The organism is Cobetia sp. Ld8 (assembly GCF_045066615.1).
GTDB classification, from domain to species: domain Bacteria; phylum Pseudomonadota; class Gammaproteobacteria; order Pseudomonadales; family Halomonadaceae; genus Cobetia; species Cobetia amphilecti.
Genome location: NZ_JBISHF010000007.1, coordinates 805,134 through 826,620 on the forward strand (window position 1 = coordinate 805,134; position 21,487 = coordinate 826,620).

Genomic DNA, 21,487 nt, shown 5'->3' on the forward strand with positions numbered 1-21,487 from the left:
CTGGCAGCAGAGAGAGCCAGCCGCGCCGCAGGCAAAGTCAGCGCCTCAGGTATAAGTCAGCGCCGCAGGCATGAAAAAGCCGCCCACCGAGCATCTCGGGGGCGGCTTTTGTTTATCCCCTCACGGCATCGGCCGTGAGGGTTGGTTCTCTCAAACGCTACCTTGTTGCGCGGATAGCGCGTCGGCGTCAGGCAACGGCGGGTTGCTGACGGCGTCGACGTACCTGCAGGAAGCCGATCAGCCACAGCAATGCCAGTGCCGGTAGCATGGCGATTTCCTTCGGAGGACGCTCAGCCGTCTGCTGGATGCCATCGATGGTGTAGTCGAAATCGATGCCGGCCTGCTGCGCCACGCTGCCGTACTCGATCATGCTGACCAGCACCTGCTCGTCGCTGATATCCAGCGTCAGGCCGACATCGGTCAGACGGGCTTCGCCGCTCTCGGCGTCAGAGACCGGCAGCAACACGGTCTTGGAGACCTCGTCGCCATCCAGGTTGATGCCCGAGACGTGAATCGGCAGCTTGCTGTCCACCGGCGCTTCGGCGATCAGCGTCTCGATCTGCTGCGGCGCGGCCATGGTGGTCGGCGGATAGATCATGTCCCACCAGTAGCCCGGACGGAACAGCGTGAAGGTGATCAGCAGCAGACCGATGGTCTCGTACCAGCGCGTGCGTGTAAGCCAGTAGCCTTGCGTCGCCGCCGCGAAGACCAGCATCGCCGCGACGGCCGAGGCCACCGTGATCGCCAGGTGCCAGTAGCTGTCGATGTTCATCAGCAACAGATTGGTATTGAAGATGAACATGAACGGCAGGATCGCGGTGCGGATATCGTAGGTGAAGCCCTGGATACCGGTCTTGATCGGGTCCGCCTTGGCGATCGCGGCCGCCGCGAAGGCGGCTAGCCCCACCGGTGGCGTGTCATCGGCCAATATCCCGAAGTAGAACACGAACAGGTGCACGGCGATCAGCGGCACGATCAGGCCGTTTTCCGCGCCCAGATTGACGATGACCGGCGCCATCAGCGTCGAGACGACGATGTAGTTGGCGGTCGTCGGCAGGCCCATGCCCAGAATCAGGCTGATCACGGCGGTGAAGATCAGGATCAGCATCAGGTTGCCGGCCGAGATGAACTCGACGAAGGCGGTCATCTTGAGGCCCAGCCCGGTCAGGGTCACGGTGCCCACGACGATACCTGCCGCCGCGGTGGCCACACCGATGCCGATCATGTTCTTGGCGCCGATCACCAGGCCATGGAAGAGGTCTTCGCCACCGCGTTGTGCGGCGCCGCCGACATTGCCTTCCTTGCGGAAGATGGCCACCAGCGGACGCTGGGTCACGGTGATGAAGATCATGAACAGCACGGCCCAGAAGGCCGACAGCCCCGGTGACATGCGCTCGACGGTCAGGCACCACACCAGCACCACGACCGGCAGCAGGAAGTAGAGACCGACCTTGACGGTCGGGCCGACCGGCGGCAGTTCATCGATGTCGCCTTCCCCAAGTTCCGGGAAGCGTGCTGAATAGGCGATCAGGGCCACATAGGAGGCCAGCAGCAGCGGCAGCACGATCCAGACCGCGCCATCCCCCGCCAGGGTCTTGATCCAGCCGATGCCGTAGTAGACGACCAGCGTGAGTATTCCCATGCCGATGAAGACGGTCAGGAAGGTCAGCAGAGTCGCGATCATGCTGGTCTTCTGGGTGCGCTTGAGGCCTTCCATGCCGGCCTTGCACGCTTCCAGGTGCACGATGTAGATCAGGGCGATGTAGGAGATCAATGCCGGCAGCAAGGCATGCTTGATGACGTCAAGGTAAGGAATGCCGACATATTCGACCATCAGGAAGGCCGCGGCGCCCATGATCGGCGGCGTCAGCTGGCCATTGGTGGACGCGGCCACTTCCACGGCGCCCGCCTTGGTGGCCGGGAAGCCGACCTTCTTCATCAGCGGGATGGTGAAGGTGCCGGTGGTGACGACGTTGGCGATGGAGGAGCCGGAGATGATACCGGATAGGCCAGAGGCGACGACGGCGGCCTTGGCCGGTCCGCCACGCATGTGGCCGAGCATGGAGAAGGCCATGCGGATGAAGTAGTTGCCGGCACCTGCGCGTTCCAGCAAGGCACCGAACAGCACGAACAGGAACACGAAGTCGGTGGAAACGCCGAGCGCGACCCCGAACACCCCTTCCGTGGTCAGCCACTGGTGGCCGAGCAGCTTGTTGAGACTGGCCCCGGCATGTGCGATGACGTCGGGCATGTAGGCGCCGAACAGGCTGTAGAGCAGAAAGACGCTGGCGACGACCGCAAGGGGCGGCCCGAGTGCACGACGCGTGGCTTCCAGCAGCAGGACCAGGCCGATTCCCGAGAACACCAGGTCCACGGTGGTATAGGCGCCCGCGCGACGTGCCAGTTCATCACTGAAGATCAGCACATAGGCGACACCCGCCACGGCGAAGATCGCCAGGGCCCAGTCATAGAGGGGAATGCGATTGGCGGGAGCACCCTTGTAGGCCGGGTACGCCACGAAGGCCAGCGAGATGGCAAAACAGAGATGCACGGCGCGCGCGGTGTCGGAATTTAGCAGTGACAGCGGCGAGGCGTGATAAAGCTGAAACAACGACCATGCCAGTGGAATCAGCCACATGAAGTGGCGGCCCACGAAGCCCACGGGATGACGGCCGCCGGTTTCCGACTCCAGCATCTCGAGGACTTCAGCATCATGATGCGTCTCGGCGTCTGGCGCCTGAGACGTTGCTGCAGTTTGGGTTTTGGTCATTTTTTGTGATCCGGTACGCGAGTCAGGCGATGGCTGACAGGTCACCTTCTTGCTCGACCAGAAGGCCCTGCTCAACCACATGCTTATCAAGCTGGTTACGTCTTCAGTATGTCCGGCCTGACAGATGTTTCCATTGATTCACCCGATCAGGGCGCAAATTATCTGAACGATTTCCTGAGCGGGCAGCGAGCTAGGCTCGTGACGAGCGTGAGACCTTGCCTGGTCACGCTTGTCCATGCTGCGGCTGCCGTCACGCCACTTGCCACTCGCAGGCAAGTCTTGATTGCGCAATGACGGCGGGTGTCTCTGCTGCGCTTTCCCTGCTCGGCCTTTTCCTGGTTGGCCCTTCCCTGCTTGGCCCTTTCCTGCACGACCTGAGTGGCCGCCCGGGAATGCAGACTTTCCACAAGCACGGAGACCGCAACGAGTGCGGTCTCCGGGAATTCCCTGTGCTCCCTGTGCTCGGATCCCTGAGCGCAGGGTGAGCGTTCATGCACGGCGCCTCGCAGGCGAGGCGCGCAGGGCATATCACTCGCTCAGCAGGCCAGCTTCCTTGTAGTACTGCTTGGCACCATCGTGCAGCGGCGCCGTCAAGGAAGCATTGACCATCTCTTCCTTCTTCAGGACCTGGAACGCCGGGTGCAGGCGCTGGAACTGATCGAAGTTGTCGAACACGGCCTTGACCACTTCGTAGGCGACGCGATCTTCGACTTCGGCACTGGAGACGATGGTGGCGCGGACACCGAAGGTGGTCACGTCGTCATCGTTGCCGCGGTACATGCCACCCGGGATGGTCGCGACGGAGAAGTAAGGCTTCTCTTCGACCAGCTTGGTGACGGCGTCGCCGGTGACATTGACGATGTTCGCGTCACAGGTGGTGGTCGCTTCCTTGATGGAACCGGACGGGTGACCCACGACGTAGACGTAACCGTCGATCTTGTTGTCACACAGTGCGGAAGACATCTCGGAGGCCTTGAGCTCGGAGGCCACCGAATACACGCTGGTGTCCTTGTCCTGCGAGGACAGCAGAGTGTCGATGGTCGAGCGCTGACCGGAACCCGGGTTGCCGATGTTCATGCGCTTGCCTTCCAGCTGGTCGAACTCGGTCACGCCGCTGTCCTTGCGAGCGACGACGGTGAACGGTTCCGGATGCAGGGAGAACAGTGAACGCAGGTCCTTGTTCGGGCCGAAGTCTTCGAAATCGCCCTTGCCTTCATAGGCATTGTAATGCGCGTCAGACTGGGCAACGCCCATGTCCAGCTCGCCGGTACGGATGCTGTTCAGGTTGTAGCCGGAACCGCCCGTGGACTCGACGCTGCAGCGAATGCCGTGTTCGGCCTTGCCACGATTGACCAAGCGGCAGATTGCACCACCAGCCGGATAGTAAACGCCTGTTACACCGCCGGTGCCGATGGTTACGAAGGTCTGCTCGGCGGCGCTTGCGCCTCCGGAGATCCCCATCAGGCCAAGACCTGCGGTCGCGACCGCCGCTGTCAGCGACTTCTTGATCATGGTCATGTTGAAACTCCCTTTGCTGGCTTGTTATTGGTCTTGCCGTCGTGCACCTCGATACCGGCCAGGCCCTTGCTTGTATCGCGTGTGAAACAGGCCGATTTTCAGGCTTATCCACTGCCACATGGCTGATATTTCAGTAATTTGAGGTGCATAACGCTGCACTGAGACTAGCATAGCTGAAGTGTGCGAGTACCAGCTTGTCATGCTTTATGCTACGAAAGGTGTAGGTGTTGGCAGTGAACTGCGCAGACAGCGACTTATCCCCCGCCACACGAGGATTGCCGCTTCCTCATTGCGTGCAACTTTCACCGCGGATTCAGGTGGTCGCTGTTGCTGACTGTGTAACCTGCACCGTTACTCAGTAACCATGACTCCCCTTTCGCAGTTGATTTGCCCCTGGGAGCACGCAGAAGACGCATGCAAAAACGCCCCACGGCAAGGCCGTGGGGCGTTCTGTTTTCGACGTTCTGTTTCGACGTTCAGTCTTTCCGAAGCTCAGTCTTTTCGACGAGCCGTCTTTGCGACTGGCTTGTCAGGTGCGCGTGACACTACGCATGGTGACGAACTCTTCCGCTGCCGTCGGGTGAATGCCCACGGTCAGGTCGAAGTCGGCCTTGGTCAGGCCGGCACGCACGGCGATGCCGATGCCCTGCATGATCTCACCGGCTTCATCACCGACCATGTGCACGCCGACGACCTTGTCGCTGGCGTCATCGACGATCAGCTTCATCAGGCTGCGCTCATCGCTGCCGGACAGGGTGTGCTTGAGCGGACGGAAGTCAGCGGTGTAGACGCGGATGCTGTCGAACTTCTCACGCGCCGCTTCCTCGCTGAGGCCGACGGTACCGATGTTCGGATGACAGAATACCGCTGTCGCGATGCTGTCGTAGTCCAGACCACCCACGACGCCGTCGCCGAAGTGCGCACGCACCAGGTGCATGGCTTCTTCAAGCGCCACCGGCGTCAGTTCCGGACCGCCGATGATGTCGCCCAGCGCGAGGATGGACGGGGTGGTGGTCTCGAAGCGCTCGTTGACGCGCACGGTGCCATCGACATTCAGCGCCACATCGACATTCTCGAGCCCCAGGCCTTCGATGTTCGGCTTGCGACCGGTGGCGGCGAGGATGCAATCCACTTCCAGCACCTGGCCATCGCTCAGGCGCACGCTGTAGACATCGCCTTGCTTGTCGATGGACTCGACAGTGGTGTTGAAGTGCAGGTTGACGCCCTTCTTGGCCATCTCGTCACGCGTGAACTCGCGCACTTCGTTGTCGAAGCCGCGCAGGAACAGGTCACCGCGATAGCTCAGGTGCGTCTCGGCACCCAGACCATTGAAGATGCTGGCGAACTCGACCGCGATATAGCCGCCACCGATGACGAAGAAGCGCTTCGGGAAGCTTTCCAGATCGAAGATGCGGTTGGAATCCAGCGCATGTTCACGACCCGGGAAGTCCGGCAGGAACGGCCAGCCACCGGTGGCGACCAGAATCTTGGCCGCAGTGTGACGCTCGCCATTGACGACGACGGTGTTGGCATCGGCGATGCTGGCACGGCCTTCGATCAGCGTGGCACCGGAATTGTTGAGCAGATTGCGATAGATGCCGTTCAGACGAGAGATCTCGGCGGTCTTGCGATCACGCAGGGTCGCCCAGTCAAAGCGCGGGGCGTCGCCCAGATCCCAACCGAAGCCGGCGCTGTCCTTGAATGAATCATGGTAGTGGGCAGCGTAGGAGTAGAGCTTCTTGGGCACGCAACCGACATTGACACAGGTACCGCCGAGGTAGCGGTCTTCTGCCACGGCAACGCGGGCGCCGGTCGCGGCGGCGGTCCGGGCAGCGCGAACGCCGCCGGAGCCGGCACCAATGACGAACAGGTCGAAGTCAAACTGGCCTGTCGCAGGCTGATGGGTCTGATCGGTCACGGGAATCTCCTTGATGAATTGGCCACATGGTATCAGGACTCGCGCGGCCTCGGGAGTCCCGTGTCGCTGGGCACGGTTACCCGCGTATCGGCCTTCAGGTTGACCCTGTGGCCTCTGACACGGTAAATATGTCCAACAAGCATGTTAGACAAAAGTTACAACGTGCTGGCACAGGGGCTAGCACCGTCATTGGCGAAGCGCTCTGCGGGCGCGTAACACTGTCACTCGTAGCGTTAGCGCTCTGACGTCTTGCCTGACGCTGCCGTAAATGCCTGCCTGATGGGTCTGAGCCAAGAGGCTCTGCGCCCGAGAGGCACCATGGCCAACGTCCCTGTGCGACAACCGTCCCCTGCCCCCGTCATTTGAAAAAGTGGTCTCCCTGCCATGAGCAATATCGAAAAGCTGCTTGAGCAAAACAAGGTCTGGGCTGAATCCATGACCGAGCGCGACCCTGAGTTCTTCAAGCGCCTCTCGGACCAGCAGAATCCTGACTTTCTGTGGATCGGCTGCTCGGATTCCCGCGTACCGGCCAACCAGATCATCGACCTGCCGCCCGGCGAAGTCTTCGTTCATCGTAATGTCGCCAACCTGATCCACTACAACGACATGAACGCGTTGTCGGTGATCCAGTACGCTGTCGATGTCCTGAAGGTCGAACACATCATGATCGTTGGCCATTACGGTTGTGGTGGCGTGCGTGCCTCGATCACCGGCGGTGACAATGGCATGGTCGACTACTGGCTGCACACCCTGCGTGAGCTCTACAACCTGCACTATGACGAGCTCAAGGACCTGCCGCTGGATGAGCAGGTCGACCGTATGTGCGAACTCAATGTCCGCTCTCAGGTGCAGAACCTGGCCAGAACCAAGATCCTGCAGCGTGCCTGGGAGCGCGGTCAGAAGCTGGAAGTGCACGGCTGGGTCTACGGCCTGTCCGATGGTCGAGTTAACAACCTCGATTGCACCATCAGTAACCTGTCACAGGTGCCGCAGCTGTATCGTGTGGACCGCATCGAGCCTTTGCCGCAGCAGGACTGATCAGGCCGACCTGATCAAGCTGCCGGTGCTGCAGGATGCCGGTAGCAACATCAGTGCCCTCCAACGCGCCTCCCACCCGGGAGGCGCGTCGCGTTTCAGGCCTCGCGTGCGCGATCGCGCCGAACTGGGTCTGCTTTCTGCTCTTTGTCTCCCTCCCTTTTACTGTCCCTTTTTGCAATATCCTTGCTTGCCTCCTCGGCAACCCTTCGTCGGTTCTGATCACCTAGGGTTTGGCGTCTATTGAATGGAATCAGGCCTGGCAGTCACCGGCGCTGGAAAGTCTTTCACGTGTTTTCAGCGCAGCGTTCGGGGATTTTTCAGCGCAGTATCGACCTTGCAGGCCTTCGTGGAGGGCCTCTGAGGCGCAACTTTGGTCGCAGAACGCTAGGCGCACCAATCAAGTGCAGAGACTGCACGCATTGGAAAATCACTGCCTATCCTGTCGGCTTTTCTGCCGCTGATGGTGTCTGTTTATCGCCAGGCGGCGTAAAGCCGGATTGGCGGTATTCAGCGTACGCAATGTCTCTCAACCAGGCACCGTCGACTGACGGAACTGATACACACCACGGCCATGCAGCGCCCGAGAACTCCCCCAGACCTCGATCATCAATTTTGCTTCAAATAGTTGATTTTATTGGAATTGACTTGTCGTCATGGCTTGCAATGTGAACGAGGCAGGCCAGTGTCACGGCGGCTTGCCCAGCATATGGCAGTGCTGAATCGCTCCGTATTGCCCTAAGAGAAAGCGTCCTCAGCTCGCGGCGTTATTGATGAGAGAGATGGCGTTGCCGTGTGACATCCGGGGTGTCGCTTCGTCGATCTCGCGCCCTGCACCAGCCTGGATGACGTTGCGTGGTCAGGAAAAGGCTATTCACCACCTGCATCCGGCTACTCAACATTTCGATTGTCCCGCGACCAAGTGACTCTCTACTGTTAGAACGCATCCTGCGTGTCTGCCTCGACAGCCGCGCAGGATCGCCACAACAACAATCAAACTACACAAGCAAAGGGATGCTCATGACCCGTCAGAATGCCCTCCAGTCTTTCTTGCCCAAGAAGACCCTGTGTGCGCTGATCGGCAGCGCGACATTGGCCATGGCGGCTCCGGCAATGGCCGAAGACGTCACCCTGCGCATGGCCTACGACGCTGACCCCGTGACCCTCGATATCCACGAACAGCTCTCCGGCGGCACCCTGCAGCTGTCGCACATGGTCTACGACCCGCTGATTCGCTGGAACAAGGACCTCGGCTTCGATGGCCGCCTGGCCAAGAGCTGGGAGCGTGTCGATGACAACACCATGCGCTTCCATCTGCGCGAAGGCGTCAAGTTCCACTCCGGCAATGACTTCTCCGCCAAGGATGTGGTCTGGACCATCGAGCGCCTCAAGAAGAGTGCCGACTTCAAGGCCATCTTCGCACCCTTCACCGACGTCAAGGCCGTCGATGACTACACCGTGGACCTGGTGACTGACAAGCCGTTCCCGCTGGTGCTGAATGCCGCCACCTACATCTTCCCGATGGACAGCGCGTTCTATTCCGGTGAGACCGAAGACGGCAAGGCCAAGGATGAGATCGCCAAGGCGGCCAATACCTTCGCCTCACGCAACGAGTCCGGCACGGGCCCCTACAAGGTCGCGGACCGTCAGCAGGGTGTGAAGATAAGTTTCGAGCGCTTCGAGGATTACTGGGACACCGAATCGCCGGGTAACGTCGATGACATCGTGCTGACGCCGATCAAGGAAAACGCCACGCGTGTCGCGGCGCTGCTGTCCGGCGACATGGACTTCATCGCGCCGGTACCGCCGACCGATCTGGAACGCATTCGCAAGCAGGACGGCGTGCACCTGGTCGAGATGAGCGGCACCCGCATCATCACCTTCCAGATGAACCAGGAGCGTGTCGAAGCCTTCAAGGACAAGCGCGTCCGTCAGGCCGTCAACTACGCCATCAATCAGGAAGGCATCGCCCAGAAGCTGATGAAAGGCTTCGCGACCCCCGCAGCCCAGATGTCACCGGATGGCTATCAGGGCCACAACCCCGAGCTGACGCCGCGCTATGACGTGGCCAAGGCCAAGGAGCTGATGAAGGAAGCCGGATACGAGGATGGCTTCGAGATCAGCATGATGGCGCCCAACAACCGCTATGTGAACGACGCCAAGATCGCCCAGGCCGTGGCCTCGATGCTGGCCAGGATCAACATCACGGTGGATCTGAAGACCCTGCCCAAGGCCCAGTACTGGCCGGAATATGATGCGCGCGCCGCCGACATGATGATGATCGGCTGGCACTCGGACACCGAAGACAGTGCCAACTTCTTCGAATTCCTGACCTTCTGCCCGGATGCCGACAGCGGTGTCGGTCAGTACAACTCCGGCAACTACTGCAATCCGGACGTCGACAAGATGGTCACCGAGGCCAACCTGGAGACCGACACTGAGAAGCGCGCCAAGATGTTGCAGGCCGCCGAGAAAGCCGTCTACGACGATGCCGGTTTCGTGCCGCTGCACTGGCAGAACCTGGCCTGGGGCGCGCGTGATGGCGTCAACATCGAGCCGGTGCTGAACGTGATGAACTTCCCGTACCTGGGGGATCTGGTCATCGACCAGGAGTGATCCCGCCGCGTGAGTGAGGGACAGACAAGACGGCTGTGAAGGTCTGATTCCTTGCTCTCAGTTCATCCACTGCTCATCCAACCCTCACTCGCCCCTCGCGTCAGGCAAGGCAGGCAGCCAGAGACAATCAATCAGAGTCAGTCAACACGTGAAACGCTGACATTGAGTTCTCTGGTTGCCCTGCTGACCTGAACGCGACGACTTACCCCCGCCTGTCGTTTTCCTCGCCATCGCCTGTCGGTGATGGGTTGGGGAGCCTGTGCCCGATGGCTGGCCAGCGACAGGCGGGATACCTGACACCCAGCGTGATCGGCCAGCATGAATAGGGTCGACACGCGCGAGACCGTGATGTTCACGAGGAAGGTGGCGATCCATGATTGCCTTTCTGATCAAACGCCTGATGCACGCCGTACTGGTCATGTTCGTGATCAGCATCATCAGCTTCGCCATCCAGGACAACCTGGGCGACCCGCTGCGCGAGATGACCGGCCAGGCCGTGTCGGAAGCCCAGCGTGAAGTCATGCGCGATGAAATGGGCCTCAACGACCCCTTCATCACCCAATATCTGCGTTTTGCCGGCAATGCCCTGCAGGGCGATCTCGGCAACTCGTACTTCTACAAGCAGCCGGCGACCGAGGTGATTCTCAAGCACCTGCCCGCCACGCTGGAACTGGTGATGGCCTCGAGCCTGATCATCATCCTGCTCTCGGCGCCCATCGGGGTGTTCGCGGCGATTCGCCCGCGCAACTGGCTGTCACGCCTGTTCATGGGTACCTCGATCATCGGTATCTCGGTGCCGGTCTTCCTGACCGCCATCGTGTTGATCCAGCTGTTCGCGATCGGCGTGACGGTGGACTGGTTCCCCAGCGACACCACCTGGGGCAGTGTCCTGAACGGCATGCTGTCCACCGATGGCGGCATGCCCTCCTACGGACGTGGTGAGCTGGTGCACGTCGCGGGCACCTGGTCGAGCGGCCTCTTCACCGCCGACGGCCTCTGGCACCTGGTGCTGCCGGCCATCTCGCTGGCCTCGATCATGCTGCCGCTGTTCATCCGCCTGATTCGCGCCGAGATGATGGAAGTGCTGCAGTCGGACTACATCAAGTTCGCGCGCGCCAAGGGTATCGGCCTCAAGCGTATCTACTTCCTGCACGCACTGAAGAACACCATGCTGCCGGTGATCACCGTCGGCGGCGTGCAGATCGGCACCATGGTCGCCTACACCATCCTGACCGAGACCGTCTTCCAGTGGCCGGGCATGGGCCTGATGTTCCTCGAGGCCATCACCCGCTCCGACATCCCGCTGATCGTGGCCTACCTGATGATGGTCGGCGTGATCTTCGTGATCACCAACACCCTCGTCGATCTGATCTACGGACTGGTCAACCCCACCGTCAAGCTTGCGGGGAAACCGGCATGAGCCAATCCAATACCCAATCGAGCAACGCGCCCGTCACCCCGAAGACCAGCTCCATCGTGGTCCCCGGCCGTTGGCAGCGATTCCGCGAGTCCTACCTGGTCTACAGCTTCAAGCGTGACTGGATGGCTCAAGCCTGTCTGCTGGTGTTCATCGCCATGGTGCTCGGGGCCTTCCTCGCGCCGTGGATTGCCCCGGCCGACCCCTATGACCTGGCCAGCATCGACATAATGAACTCGGAGCTGCCGCCGGCGTGGATGGCGGGCGGTGATCCGGCCTTCCTGCTGGGTACCGATGCCCAGGGGCGTGATCTGCTCTCCACCATCCTCTACGGCACGCGCGTGTCGCTGTTGATCGGCTTCGGCGCGGTCATCCTGCAGGCGCTGCTCGGTGTGACCTTCGGGCTGCTGGCGGGCTACCTGGGTGGGCGTATCGATGCCTTCCTGATGCGCATGGCCGATATCCAGCTGTCGTTCTCGACCCTGATGGTGGCCATCGTGGTGGGCGCCATCATCAAGGCAACCTTCGGCGGCGCCGCCTTCTCGGACTACGCGCTGATCCTGTTGATCCTGATCATCGGGCTGGCGGAATGGCCGCAGTATGCGCGTACCGTCCGCGCCTCGGTGCTGGCGGAGAAGAACAAGGAATACGTCGATGCCGCGCGGGTAATGGGCTTCCGCTCCCGTCGCATCATGTTCCGTCACATCCTGCCCAACACCCTGTCGCCGATCTTCGTCATCTCCACGGTGCAGATCGCCAACGCGATCATCTCGGAGGCGGCGCTGTCCTTCCTCGGTCTCGGCATGCCGGAGACCCAGCCGTCGCTGGGGTCACTGATCAAGTCCGGCTTCGACTACCTGCAGTCAGGCAGCTGGTGGATCACGCTGATCCCCGGTGGCGTGCTGATCGTGCTGGTCCTGGTCATCAACCTGCTGGGCGACTGGCTGCGTGATGTCATGAACCCGCGTCTCTACAAGGGCTGAAGCCGAGAGGAGTCAAGACAATGGCACTACTTGAAGTCAACAACCTCGACGTCCGCTTCGCCATGCGAGGCGGTGAGGTCCGCGCCCTGCGCGACGTCAGTTTCACCCTGGAACGCGGTGAGCGCCTGGGGATCGTCGGTGAATCAGGGGCCGGCAAGTCGGTCGCGGCCTTCACCATCCTGAATCTGATCGCCAAGCCCGGCTACATCGCCGGCGGCGAGATCAAGTTCGATGGCGAGGTGCTCAACACCCTCAAGCCCAAGGCGATGCAGTCGATTCGCGGCAACCGCATCTCGATGATCTTCCAGGACCCGATGATGACGCTCAATCCGGTGCTGACCATCGGCGAGCAGATGATCGAATGCCTGAAGGCGCACCGCCGCATCTCCCGCAAGGATGCGCGCGCCATCGCCCTGCACAAGCTCAATCAGGTCTTCATTCCCTCACCGGAAAAACGCCTGGATCAGTACCCCCATGAGCTGTCCGGCGGCATGCGTCAGCGCATCATCATCGCCATCGCGCTGCTGCTGGACCCGGACATCATCGTCGCCGATGAGCCGACCACCGCGCTGGATGTGACCATCCAGGCCGAGATCATGGAGCTGTTGCTGCTGCTGTGCGAGAAGCACAACGTCGGGCTGATCCTGATCACCCACGACCTGGGCGTGGTCAGCCAGGTCACCCAGCGCACCCTGGTGATGTATGCCGGGCGCGTCATCGAACAGGGGCCGACCCGCGAGATCATCAATGATGCTCAGCACCCCTACACCCAGGGGCTGATCAACGCCCTGCCCCAGATGGCCACTCCGGGCAGCCGTCTGAACCAGATTCGTGGCTCGATGCCGACCCTGACCAAGATTCCGGCCGGTTGCGCCTTCAATCCGCGCTGTGACTTCGCGGCGAATATCTGCCTCGAGAAGGTGCCGGCCTTTGCCCATTCCGGCAACTGCAAGGTGGCCTGTCATATGGTCGATGCCATGGTGGCCGGCGAGCGCTGGACCCCGATCATCACCGATGCCAACGGCAACGGCACCACACCCACTGACAGCCACCGCACGGAGGTGAACGCATGAGCGCGGCAATTCTGAAGGACGCTCAGTCCTCCTCTCAGGCCTCCACCCGTGTGGATAGCGCCGAGCTTGGCGAAACCCTGGTGGAAATTCGTGATCTCGAGAAGCGCTTCTCGTTGTCCGGCGACTTTCTCGAACAGCTGACCTTCGAGAAGGGGCGCCTGCGTCGCAAGCAGGAATACGTGCACGCCATCAATGGCGTCACCCTGGACGTCAAACGCGGTGAGGCGCTGTGCGTGGTCGGGGAATCCGGCTGTGGCAAGTCGACGGTCGCGCGCACGGTGATGGGGCTTCTCAAGCCCAGTGGTGGCGAGGTCCGTTTTGACGGCACCCGCATCGACAATATGGCCCCGCGGGACCTGCTGCCCTTCCGCCGTCGCATGCAGATGATCTTCCAGAATCCCTATGCGTCGCTGAATCCGCGCATGACCATCCAGCAGACGCTGGAGGAGCCGCTGCGCTTCCATCAGCCGACGCTCAAGGATGGCGAGGTGCGCGACAAGATCGAGGAGGTGATGCGCTCGGTGGGCATCGACCCCGACTGGGGCAAGCGCTTCGCGCACGAATTCTCCGGCGGTCAGCGTCAGCGTATCTCGATCGCCCGCGCGCTGGCGGTGGACCCGGAATTCATCGTCGCCGATGAGCCGATCTCGGCGCTGGACGTGTCGATCCAGGCGCAGGTGCTCAACCTGATGATGGAAGCGCAGGAGCAACGCAACCTGACGTATCTGTTCATCACCCACGACCTGGCCGTGGTCGAGCACTTCGGAACCCGCGTTGCGGTGATGTATCTGGGCACGCTGTGCGAGCTGGCGGACACCCGTTCACTGTTCGCCCGCCCGCGTCACCCCTACACCCAAGCATTGATGTCGGCGATCCCACGCCTGCACGATGACAAACCCAACCACATTCGCCTCGAGGGCGAGGTGCCGACGCCGGTCAATCTGCCTTCGGGCTGTGTCTTCCATGGCCGTTGTCCGCATGCCAATCAGCGTTGCCGCACGGAGATTCCGCGCCTGATCGCCACGGACACCGGTCAGGTCGCCTGCCACGCCGTGGAAGAAGGCCGCATCGACTGATGTGATGGCAGTGACGAAAGTGATGACGGCGATGTGATGGGCGCCATCGATCATTGCGTTTCCGGCCCCAAGCAAGGAAAGACCGCGCAAGGTTGCCATTGTCATCGGCAACCTTGCGTCTTGCGCTCATTGACGATTGCATCTCGCGTTTTGTGTGGGCAAGATTTCGCACAACCGTCACTGACCAACAGGTCAATTGGCGCCATTGCCCACGATGCTTGAAGAAGATTCAGCGTGGCACCGGGCCCCGATGACGCATCCCCAAGATACTCTGGTGTGACACGTCCGAAGAGATGTGCGCCCGACCTCCTGACATGGCCTGTTCCCAGGCCGACGAGGCACTCCGATTACATGGAAATTCGCTGGCTCGAAGATTTCATCGTTCTGGCTCAGACCCGACATTTCTCGCGGGCAGCCGATGCACAGAATGTCTCTCAGCCCACCTTTTCCCGCCGCATCAAGTTGCTGGAAGAGGAGATGGGCACCACCTTGATCAATCGTCAGACCCTGCCGCTGTCGCTGACTCCCGCCGGAGACGAGTTTCTCCAGCTGTGCGAGCAGATCACCGAGCGCGTGCGCATCACACGCGAACGCCTGCAGGACATGGCCCAGCAGCAAGCCAGCAAGATATCGCTGGGGGCACCGCAGTCTCTGGTGTCCCACTTCCTGCCTGATTGGCTCGATCAGCTTCAGCTGCGTGAACAGGTGCTGCCCTATCTGCGTGCCACCGGCTGGCTGGCGGCCGACTATTTCCACGGGCTGGATCGCGGCGAATGTGATCTGGCGCTGTGCTATTGGCCCCAGGCACGTGTGGACCTGGGCTTTGAGCTGGACAGTTACCAATACCTGGTGGTCGGCGAAGAAACCTTCATCCCGCTGTGCGCGCCCGGCGCGGATGGCGAACCCCGCCATCAGTTGCCGGGCACGCGGCGCAATCCGCTGCCGTTCATCAGCCCGCATCCGCGCGCCGTCATCGCCACCTCGCTGATGGCGCATCTCGCTCAGGTCCCGATTCAGGCGCATCTGGTCACCATGAACGAGAATATCCAGGCGGCCAACATCAAGGCGCTGGTGTTGCAGGGCTATGGCATCGGCTGGCTGCCGCAGCGTCTGGCCGCAGAGGAAATCGCCAGCGGCAAGCTGGTACGTGCCGGTGACCCGCGCTGGGACCTGAGTCTGCATATCCGCCTGTATCGCCCGCGCGTGCCGCGCCACGACAGTGTCAGTGAACTCTGGCACCAGCTGGAAGCCCATTTCTCGTGAGTCAGCCAGGCAGGAGAGGCGCAGGCGCCGACTCAGCGGCGCTCTCCCCTTTATTTCTACATTCTCCATCACCTCACGCCATTGACGTTTACTCATCCAGGTCAGGCGTGCCGACCGTTTGCAAGGAAACATGATGTCTGACAGCCAGCTCAACGACCCGACACTCACCCACGCCGCGGCACACCGCGCGCATCTGGCGGCGCTGCAATCCGGCTACGAAATCGCCATGCAGCAGCATGATCTGGACGCCATCGTGCTGCACAGTGGCAAGCCGAAGCGGCATTTCGCCGATGATCAGGATGCCAGCTTCAAGTCGCATGCCCATTTCCTGCACTGGGTGCCGATGGCGGGTCTCAGCGATAGCTGGCTGGTGATTCGCCCAGGTGAGCGCCCGACGCTTTACCTCTATGCCCCCGATGACTTCTGGCATCTGTCACCCAGTCTGCCGACGCCGGACACTGCGCCCTGGGCCGAGCAGTTCGAGATCGTCCATCTGCGCAAGCCGACACTGCCACAGCGTCCCGAGGGTCGCGTGGCGCTGCTGGGCGAAATCGCCGAGCTCAACCCGCAGGTGGTCAGCGAACTTGAGGCACTGCCCAACCCGGTCGGCTTGGTGCGCCAGCTCGACGAGGGGCGCGTCTGCAAGAGCGAATTCGAGATCGCCTGTCTTGAAGAAGCCAGCCTGCGCGCCGCGCGTGGCCATCTGGCTGCCCGGCGCACCTTCATGGAAGGCGGCGCGGAGCTCGATATCCAGCTGGCCTATCTTGGCGCGTCGCGCCAACGGGAATCGGATGTGCCCTACGGCAACATCGTCGGTCTCAACGCGCATGCCGCGGTCCTGCATTACCAGCATTATGCTTTGCAGGCCCCCGCCGCCCGTCACAGCCTGCTGGTGGATGCCGGCGCCAGCGTGCACGGCTATGCCTCTGACATCACGCGCAGCTGGGCGGGCGATGATGCTCTGCCGCTCTATCGCGCGCTGATCGAGGGCGTGGAGGCGCTGCAGAAGCGTCTGATCGCAAGACTCGCGCCCGGGGTGGACTACGTCGACCTGCACCTCGAGATGCATCGTGAGCTGGGTGAGCTGCTGCGGGAATTGGGCGTGGTGTCCCTGCCCGCCGAGGATCAGGTCGCACAAGGCATCACGGCAGCCTTCTGCCCGCATGGTCTCGGGCATCTGCTGGGACTGCAGGTCCATGATGTGGCGGGTCGCATTCCTGATCACACCAATGGCGACATCCGTCATCCGCCGCAAGGTCACCCGATGCTGCGCCTGACGCGTGTGCTCGAGACCGGCATGGCCATCACCATCGAACCGGGCTGCTACATCATCCCCATGCTGCTGGAGTCGCTGCGCAACGATGCACGCGGTGAGCATATCGACTGGAAGCTGGTCGAGGCGCTGGCACCCCATGGCGGTGTGCGTATCGAGGACAATCTGGTCATCACCGCAGGCGGTGCCCTCAATCTGACACGTAGCCCAGCCACGGGCCTGTAATCAGGCCTGTCACACCACTGTCCGGGTTTCTCGCTGTGACGATTGCCGTCACACGCCTGCCTCACGCCGCCATGGGCCCTGTGCCGATGGCGGCTTTTTGTCGCGTATCCCGGGGCTGAGTATTCGAGCACCAGGCCAACAATGTGATCCAGGGCCGAGCTATCGCCATCGGCGTCGATGCGTATGCTGCACTGCGACTAGCGATTGGCGTCGCCAAGTGAAATGATGCCAACGATATCCGTGTAGAAATTCCTGTCAGATCTTGCTGCAGGCCACCGCCATCAAGGGCATGTCCATCATCCGACCAACAACGTCATCGCCCTGGCCTGCCACTGGAGCTACCTTACATGCCGCACTCCATCTTCACGTCAGAGTTTCGCCCTGCCCTTGGTCTGCGCAATCGCCATGTCCAGACCTTGTTGCCCCGCTTTCTGCCCCGCGCGCCCCTGAGTCGGCGCACCGAGATTCTCAATCTTCCCGATGGTGACTTCGTCGAGCTCGCCTGGGTCATCAGCGACGGTCATGAAAAGCGGGAGCGTACGACGCCCCTGAGCGACGATGCGCCCCTGTTCGTGCTGTTTCATGGCCTTGAGGGTGACTTGAGCTCGCCCTACGCCCGTGAGCTGCTCAATGCAGCCGCCCGGATGGGCTGGCGACCGGTGATGATGCATTTCCGTGGCTGCGGGCAATCTCCCAACCGCCTGCCACGCGCCTATCACAGCGGAGATACCGCTGACGCCTATTGGGTGCTCGGCGAGCTGGGGCGACGCTATCCACACGCCATCAAGGTCGCCTGTGGCGTATCGCTGGGCGCCAACATGCTGCTCAAGCTGGTGGCAGAGCAAGGTGGTGATGGTCTGGACCTGGCCGGCGCGATCGCCATCAGCGCCCCGCTGGACCTGGCGGCCAGCGCGGACGTGCTCAATCAGGGCTTCTCGCGCCTCTACCAGCGCCATCTGCTCAAGGGCTTGAAAGCCAAGGTGGCAGCGAAGCTTGCCAATGGCCCGCTGCCCATCTCGATCGGAGCGCATCAGCTGACGCAGCTGAACAGTTTCTGGGCCTATGACAACGAAGTCACCGCGCCCCTGCATGGCTTCACCTCGGCGAGTGATTACTACACGCGCTCCTCGGCGGGCCGTCTGCTGAGCGAGATCGAACTGCCGACGCTGATACTGCAATCGCTGGATGACCCCTTCATGCCACGCGATCTGTTCGCACGCTTCCACCAACCCTCCGAGGCCGTGCGTATCGAGCTCAGTGAGCGCGGTGGGCATGTCGGCTTCGTCGAGTGGCGCCGTGGGCGACTGAGTTCCTGGCTGGCTCGCCGTGTCAGTCAGCAACTGGATGCCTGGAGCGGGCTGCCCAAGCCGCAAGCGCAGGCCGAGGTGCAGAGCGAAGCGCACTGAGCTGCCTGCATTGAACAGGCTGCATTGAACTGTCGTGCATCGAACTGGCGGCATTGTCCGCCATTCAGACGCCAACACGCTTTCCCCTACCTGGCTTTCTTGTCCCTGGCATTCCTCGCCTCTTTTTGCTTCTCCCACCCTTGCTCGCCTTCCCACCCTCAGATCCGGTGGGAAGCCCTTAACCCTGCCTACGACCGTATGCTCTTCAGGACGGCCAAAGTTTTAGCAACAAAAACGATAACGGTATACAGGATGAGGGTGTGTAGGATGACACGGATCACTGTCACGATTCAGGGAGAATGGTAGACTGCGCGCCCATCCTACGTTCAAGACTCTACTGGCCTGATAATGAACCTGATTTTTCGCCTGGTGCTCGGCATCGTGGCTGGCATACTGCTGGGGCAATGGGCTCCCGAATCCCTGATACGCGCCCTGCTGACCTTCAAGGTACTGTTCGGTGAGCTGCTGGAATACGCCATTCCGCTGATCATCCTGTTCTTCATCATGAGCGGGATCGCACGTCTCGAGCGTTCCTCGGGCCGTCTGTTGACCCTGACCATCGTGCTGGCCTATGCCTCGACGACGCTGGCAGGACTGTTGGCGGGCATCGTCGGGCTGGAGGTCGTGCCGCATATCGTGCAACAGGACCAGCTGCCGGTCAGTCATGCCATCAAGCACTTGAGCCCCTACTTCACGCTGGATATTCCGCCGCTGACCGATATCAGCACGGCTCTGGTGACGGCCTTCCTGTTCGGCATCGGCATTTCCGCCACCGAGCATGACGGCATGCGTCAGCTGGCCGACGGCGGCCGTGACATCGTCGAGCGCTTCATCGCCAAGGCGTTGATTCCTGCCCTGCCGTTCTATATCGCCGGCCTGTTCTGCGAGATGACGATCGCCGGTACGGTGGCCAATACCCTCAAGAGCTTCGGCATGATCCTGCTGCTGGCACTGACCCTGCACTGGCTGTGGCTGAGCTTGCTCTACGTCACCAGCGGCACCAGCACCGGTCGCTCGCCCATGAAGGCGCTGGCCCACATGCTGCCCGCCTATTTCACCGCGGCCGGGACCATGTCTTCCGCGGCCACGATTCCGGTCACCGTGCGCCAGATGCACCTCAATCACATCTCGCCGTCCGTGGCGAGCTTTGCGGTGCCGTTGCTGGCCACCATCCACATGTGCGGCAGTGCCATCACGCTGACCGTGTGCGCCATTGGCGTGATGCTGGTCACTCCCTCCCTGGCAACGCCCGAGCTCACCACCCTGCTGCCGTTCATCGCCGCGCTGGGCGTGACCATCATTGCCGCGCCCGGCTCGCCCGGCGGGGCCGCGATGACCTCGGTGGGCGTATTGCAGAGCCTGCTGGGCTTCGATGCCGCCGCCGTCGGCCTGATGATGGCGCTCTATCTGGCGCAGGACAGCTTCGGTACGGCGTGCAATGTCACCGGCGATGGCGCCCTGGTACAGTGGATCGATCGCTTTGCAGAAGCCGAGCAGGACCGACAGCGCTACCGCTGACACTGTGCCTTGCAGCGCCTGACCTAAGGCTGCTCCAGACAGAAAAAAGCCTCATGGCGGCCGTGTACTGCGCGGCGACCATGAGGCTTTCGTGTCTCTCAGCGGCAATCTGTCACCAACAGTCTTATGACAGCGATGTCATGGCAGGCAGGACATGACTGCCGGGCTGTCAGCCGATGGGGCAGCTGATTCCCGTGCCTTTCAGGCCGCAGTAGCCGCCCGGATTCTTGGCCAGATACTGCTGGTGATATTCCTCGGCGTAGTAGAACTCGCGCAGCGGTGCGACCTCGGTGGTGATGCGGCCGAGACCGGACTGGTCCAGCGCCTGCTGGTAGTCGGCCATGCTCTTCTCGACGATGGCGCGCTGGTCTTCGCGGGTGTAATAGATCGCGCTACGGTACTGGTTGCCGATGTCATTGCCCTGACGCATGCCCTGGGTCGGGTCATGGGCCTCGAAGCTGGCCCGCAGGATCTCCGGCAGACCGATCACCGTCGGGTCAAAGATCACGCGTACGACCTCGGTGTGGCCTGTCTTGCCGGTGCAGGTCTCTTCATAGCTCGGATTCGGCGTATGGCCGCCGGCATAACCGACCGCCGTCACCTTGACGCCTGGCAGCTGCCAGAAGAGGCGCTCGGCTCCCCAGAAGCAGCCCAGCCCCAGCACGATCTCCTCACACTCACTGTCGAACGGCGGTACAATCGAGCGGCCATTGACGTGATGAACGCCGCTGATGCGAACCGCTTCACTGCGCCCTGGCAAGCTGTCCTGCGCTGAAGGAATGGTCTGCTTATCTTCCGTTATCCACATGGCGGACTCTCTCCTGTGTCGCGTCGTGCAATCGTGTATAGGTTCAATGATGTCATCTCTGCCCCCCAAGATCTGCCCCTGCCAGCCCAACAGCGCAAAGGCGCGACGCTACGCCGATTGCTGTCAGCCGATTCATGCTGACATCACCCGCGCCGAACGCCCCGAGCAATTGATGCGCGCCCGCTACAGTGCCTTCTGCCTGTCGCTGAGCGATTTCCTGATCGACAGCTGGGACCCGGCCCATTGCCCGGCACGCGCCGACCTCGAAGGTGCTGGCCCGCAGTGGCTGGCATTGGAGATTCTGGACAGCGGACAAGACGCCGATACCGGCATGGTACGCTTTCATGCCACCTTCTTCGAGCAGGGAAAGTTCCAACAATTGCAGGAACTTAGCCGCTTTCATCACGATGGCCATCACTGGCGTTATGTCGAGGGTGATGCCGAGTGGCAGACACTGACGCCGGGGCGCAACAGCCTGTGTCCCTGTGGCAGCGGCAAGAAGATCAAGCGGTGCTGCACTGCGTGACCGTCAGCGTCTTGTGCTGACGCGCGTGCGCTTGATCTCTCAAGCATAAGCGAAACGAGCAC

15 protein-coding genes are annotated in these 21,487 nt (G+C 61.6%); 11 read left to right on the forward strand and 4 right to left on the reverse strand.

Annotated elements, in window-relative coordinates:
- Positions 1 to 187: 187 nt before the first annotated feature.
- The 3 genes from ACJJV2_RS08245 to gorA form a co-directional block, all read right to left on the reverse strand.
- The gene (locus ACJJV2_RS08245) at positions 188 to 2,770 is read right to left on the reverse strand and encodes a TRAP transporter permease (protein ID WP_153635767.1); all 2,583 of its coding nucleotides are present in this window, start codon (positions 2,768 to 2,770) and stop codon (positions 188 to 190) included.
- Between the two features lie 528 nt (positions 2,771 to 3,298).
- On the reverse strand, positions 3,299 to 4,282 hold the full coding sequence (locus ACJJV2_RS08250; RefSeq protein WP_215824541.1) for a TAXI family TRAP transporter solute-binding subunit: 984 nt from the start codon (positions 4,280 to 4,282) through the stop codon (positions 3,299 to 3,301).
- 535 nt (positions 4,283 to 4,817) lie between these two features.
- Entirely contained in the window at positions 4,818 to 6,206 is a 1,389-nt protein-coding gene (gorA, locus tag ACJJV2_RS08255; RefSeq protein WP_043334248.1) for a glutathione-disulfide reductase, read from the reverse strand.
- A gap of 384 nt (positions 6,207 to 6,590) precedes the next feature.
- Here gorA and can point away from each other — a divergent pair, with 384 nt between their 5' ends.
- The 10 genes from can to ACJJV2_RS08305 all read left to right on the forward strand — a co-directional run bounded on the left by can (position 6,591) and on the right by ACJJV2_RS08305 (position 20,091).
- Positions 6,591 to 7,244, forward strand: a complete 654-nt coding sequence (gene can / locus ACJJV2_RS08260) for a carbonate dehydratase (protein WP_043334249.1) — start codon at positions 6,591 to 6,593, stop codon at positions 7,242 to 7,244.
- Positions 7,245 to 8,261: 1,017 nt separating this feature from the next.
- Positions 8,262 to 9,857: an ABC transporter substrate-binding protein gene (locus ACJJV2_RS08265; RefSeq protein ID WP_404326831.1), complete on the forward strand. Its 1,596-nt coding sequence runs from the start codon at positions 8,262 to 8,264 to the stop codon at positions 9,855 to 9,857.
- Positions 9,858 to 10,230: 373 nt separating this feature from the next.
- Complete coding sequence (locus ACJJV2_RS08270) at positions 10,231 to 11,277, forward strand: ABC transporter permease (RefSeq protein ID WP_405279889.1); 1,047 nt, start codon at positions 10,231 to 10,233, stop codon at positions 11,275 to 11,277.
- Complete coding sequence (locus ACJJV2_RS08275) at positions 11,274 to 12,257, forward strand: ABC transporter permease (protein ID WP_052384673.1); 984 nt, start codon at positions 11,274 to 11,276, stop codon at positions 12,255 to 12,257. Before ACJJV2_RS08270 ends, ACJJV2_RS08275 begins: the two co-directional genes overlap by 4 nt.
- A gap of 20 nt (positions 12,258 to 12,277) precedes the next feature.
- Complete coding sequence (locus tag ACJJV2_RS08280) at positions 12,278 to 13,330, forward strand: ABC transporter ATP-binding protein (RefSeq protein ID WP_084589505.1); 1,053 nt, start codon at positions 12,278 to 12,280, stop codon at positions 13,328 to 13,330.
- Complete coding sequence (locus ACJJV2_RS08285; protein ID WP_405279894.1) at positions 13,327 to 14,406, forward strand: ABC transporter ATP-binding protein; 1,080 nt, start codon at positions 13,327 to 13,329, stop codon at positions 14,404 to 14,406. The genes ACJJV2_RS08280 and ACJJV2_RS08285 overlap by 4 nt, the downstream gene beginning before the upstream one ends.
- Positions 14,407 to 14,757: 351 nt before the next feature.
- Positions 14,758 to 15,669 carry a LysR family transcriptional regulator gene (locus ACJJV2_RS08290; protein WP_279838429.1) on the forward strand — a complete coding sequence of 304 codons (912 nt, stop codon included), beginning with the start codon at positions 14,758 to 14,760 and terminating at the stop codon, positions 15,667 to 15,669.
- Positions 15,670 to 15,802: 133 nt separating this feature from the next.
- Complete coding sequence (pepQ, locus tag ACJJV2_RS08295; protein ID WP_405279898.1) at positions 15,803 to 17,167, forward strand: Xaa-Pro dipeptidase; 1,365 nt, start codon at positions 15,803 to 15,805, stop codon at positions 17,165 to 17,167.
- Between the two features lie 347 nt (positions 17,168 to 17,514).
- Positions 17,515 to 18,573, forward strand: a complete 1,059-nt coding sequence (locus ACJJV2_RS08300; protein ID WP_279836488.1) for a hydrolase — start codon at positions 17,515 to 17,517, stop codon at positions 18,571 to 18,573.
- 348 nt (positions 18,574 to 18,921) lie between these two features.
- Positions 18,922 to 20,091: a dicarboxylate/amino acid:cation symporter gene (locus ACJJV2_RS08305; protein WP_131432039.1), complete on the forward strand. Its 1,170-nt coding sequence runs from the start codon at positions 18,922 to 18,924 to the stop codon at positions 20,089 to 20,091.
- A 169-nt stretch (positions 20,092 to 20,260) separates the two neighbouring features.
- Here ACJJV2_RS08305 and msrA read toward each other — a convergent pair whose 3' ends face one another.
- Positions 20,261 to 20,899: a peptide-methionine (S)-S-oxide reductase MsrA gene (gene msrA / locus ACJJV2_RS08310; protein ID WP_131432038.1), complete on the reverse strand. Its 639-nt coding sequence runs from the start codon at positions 20,897 to 20,899 to the stop codon at positions 20,261 to 20,263.
- Between the two features lie 49 nt (positions 20,900 to 20,948).
- Here msrA and ACJJV2_RS08315 point away from each other — a divergent pair, with 49 nt between their 5' ends.
- Positions 20,949 to 21,425: a YchJ family protein gene (locus ACJJV2_RS08315; protein WP_405279903.1), complete on the forward strand. Its 477-nt coding sequence runs from the start codon at positions 20,949 to 20,951 to the stop codon at positions 21,423 to 21,425.
- The last annotated feature ends 62 nt before the right edge of the window (positions 21,426 to 21,487 follow it).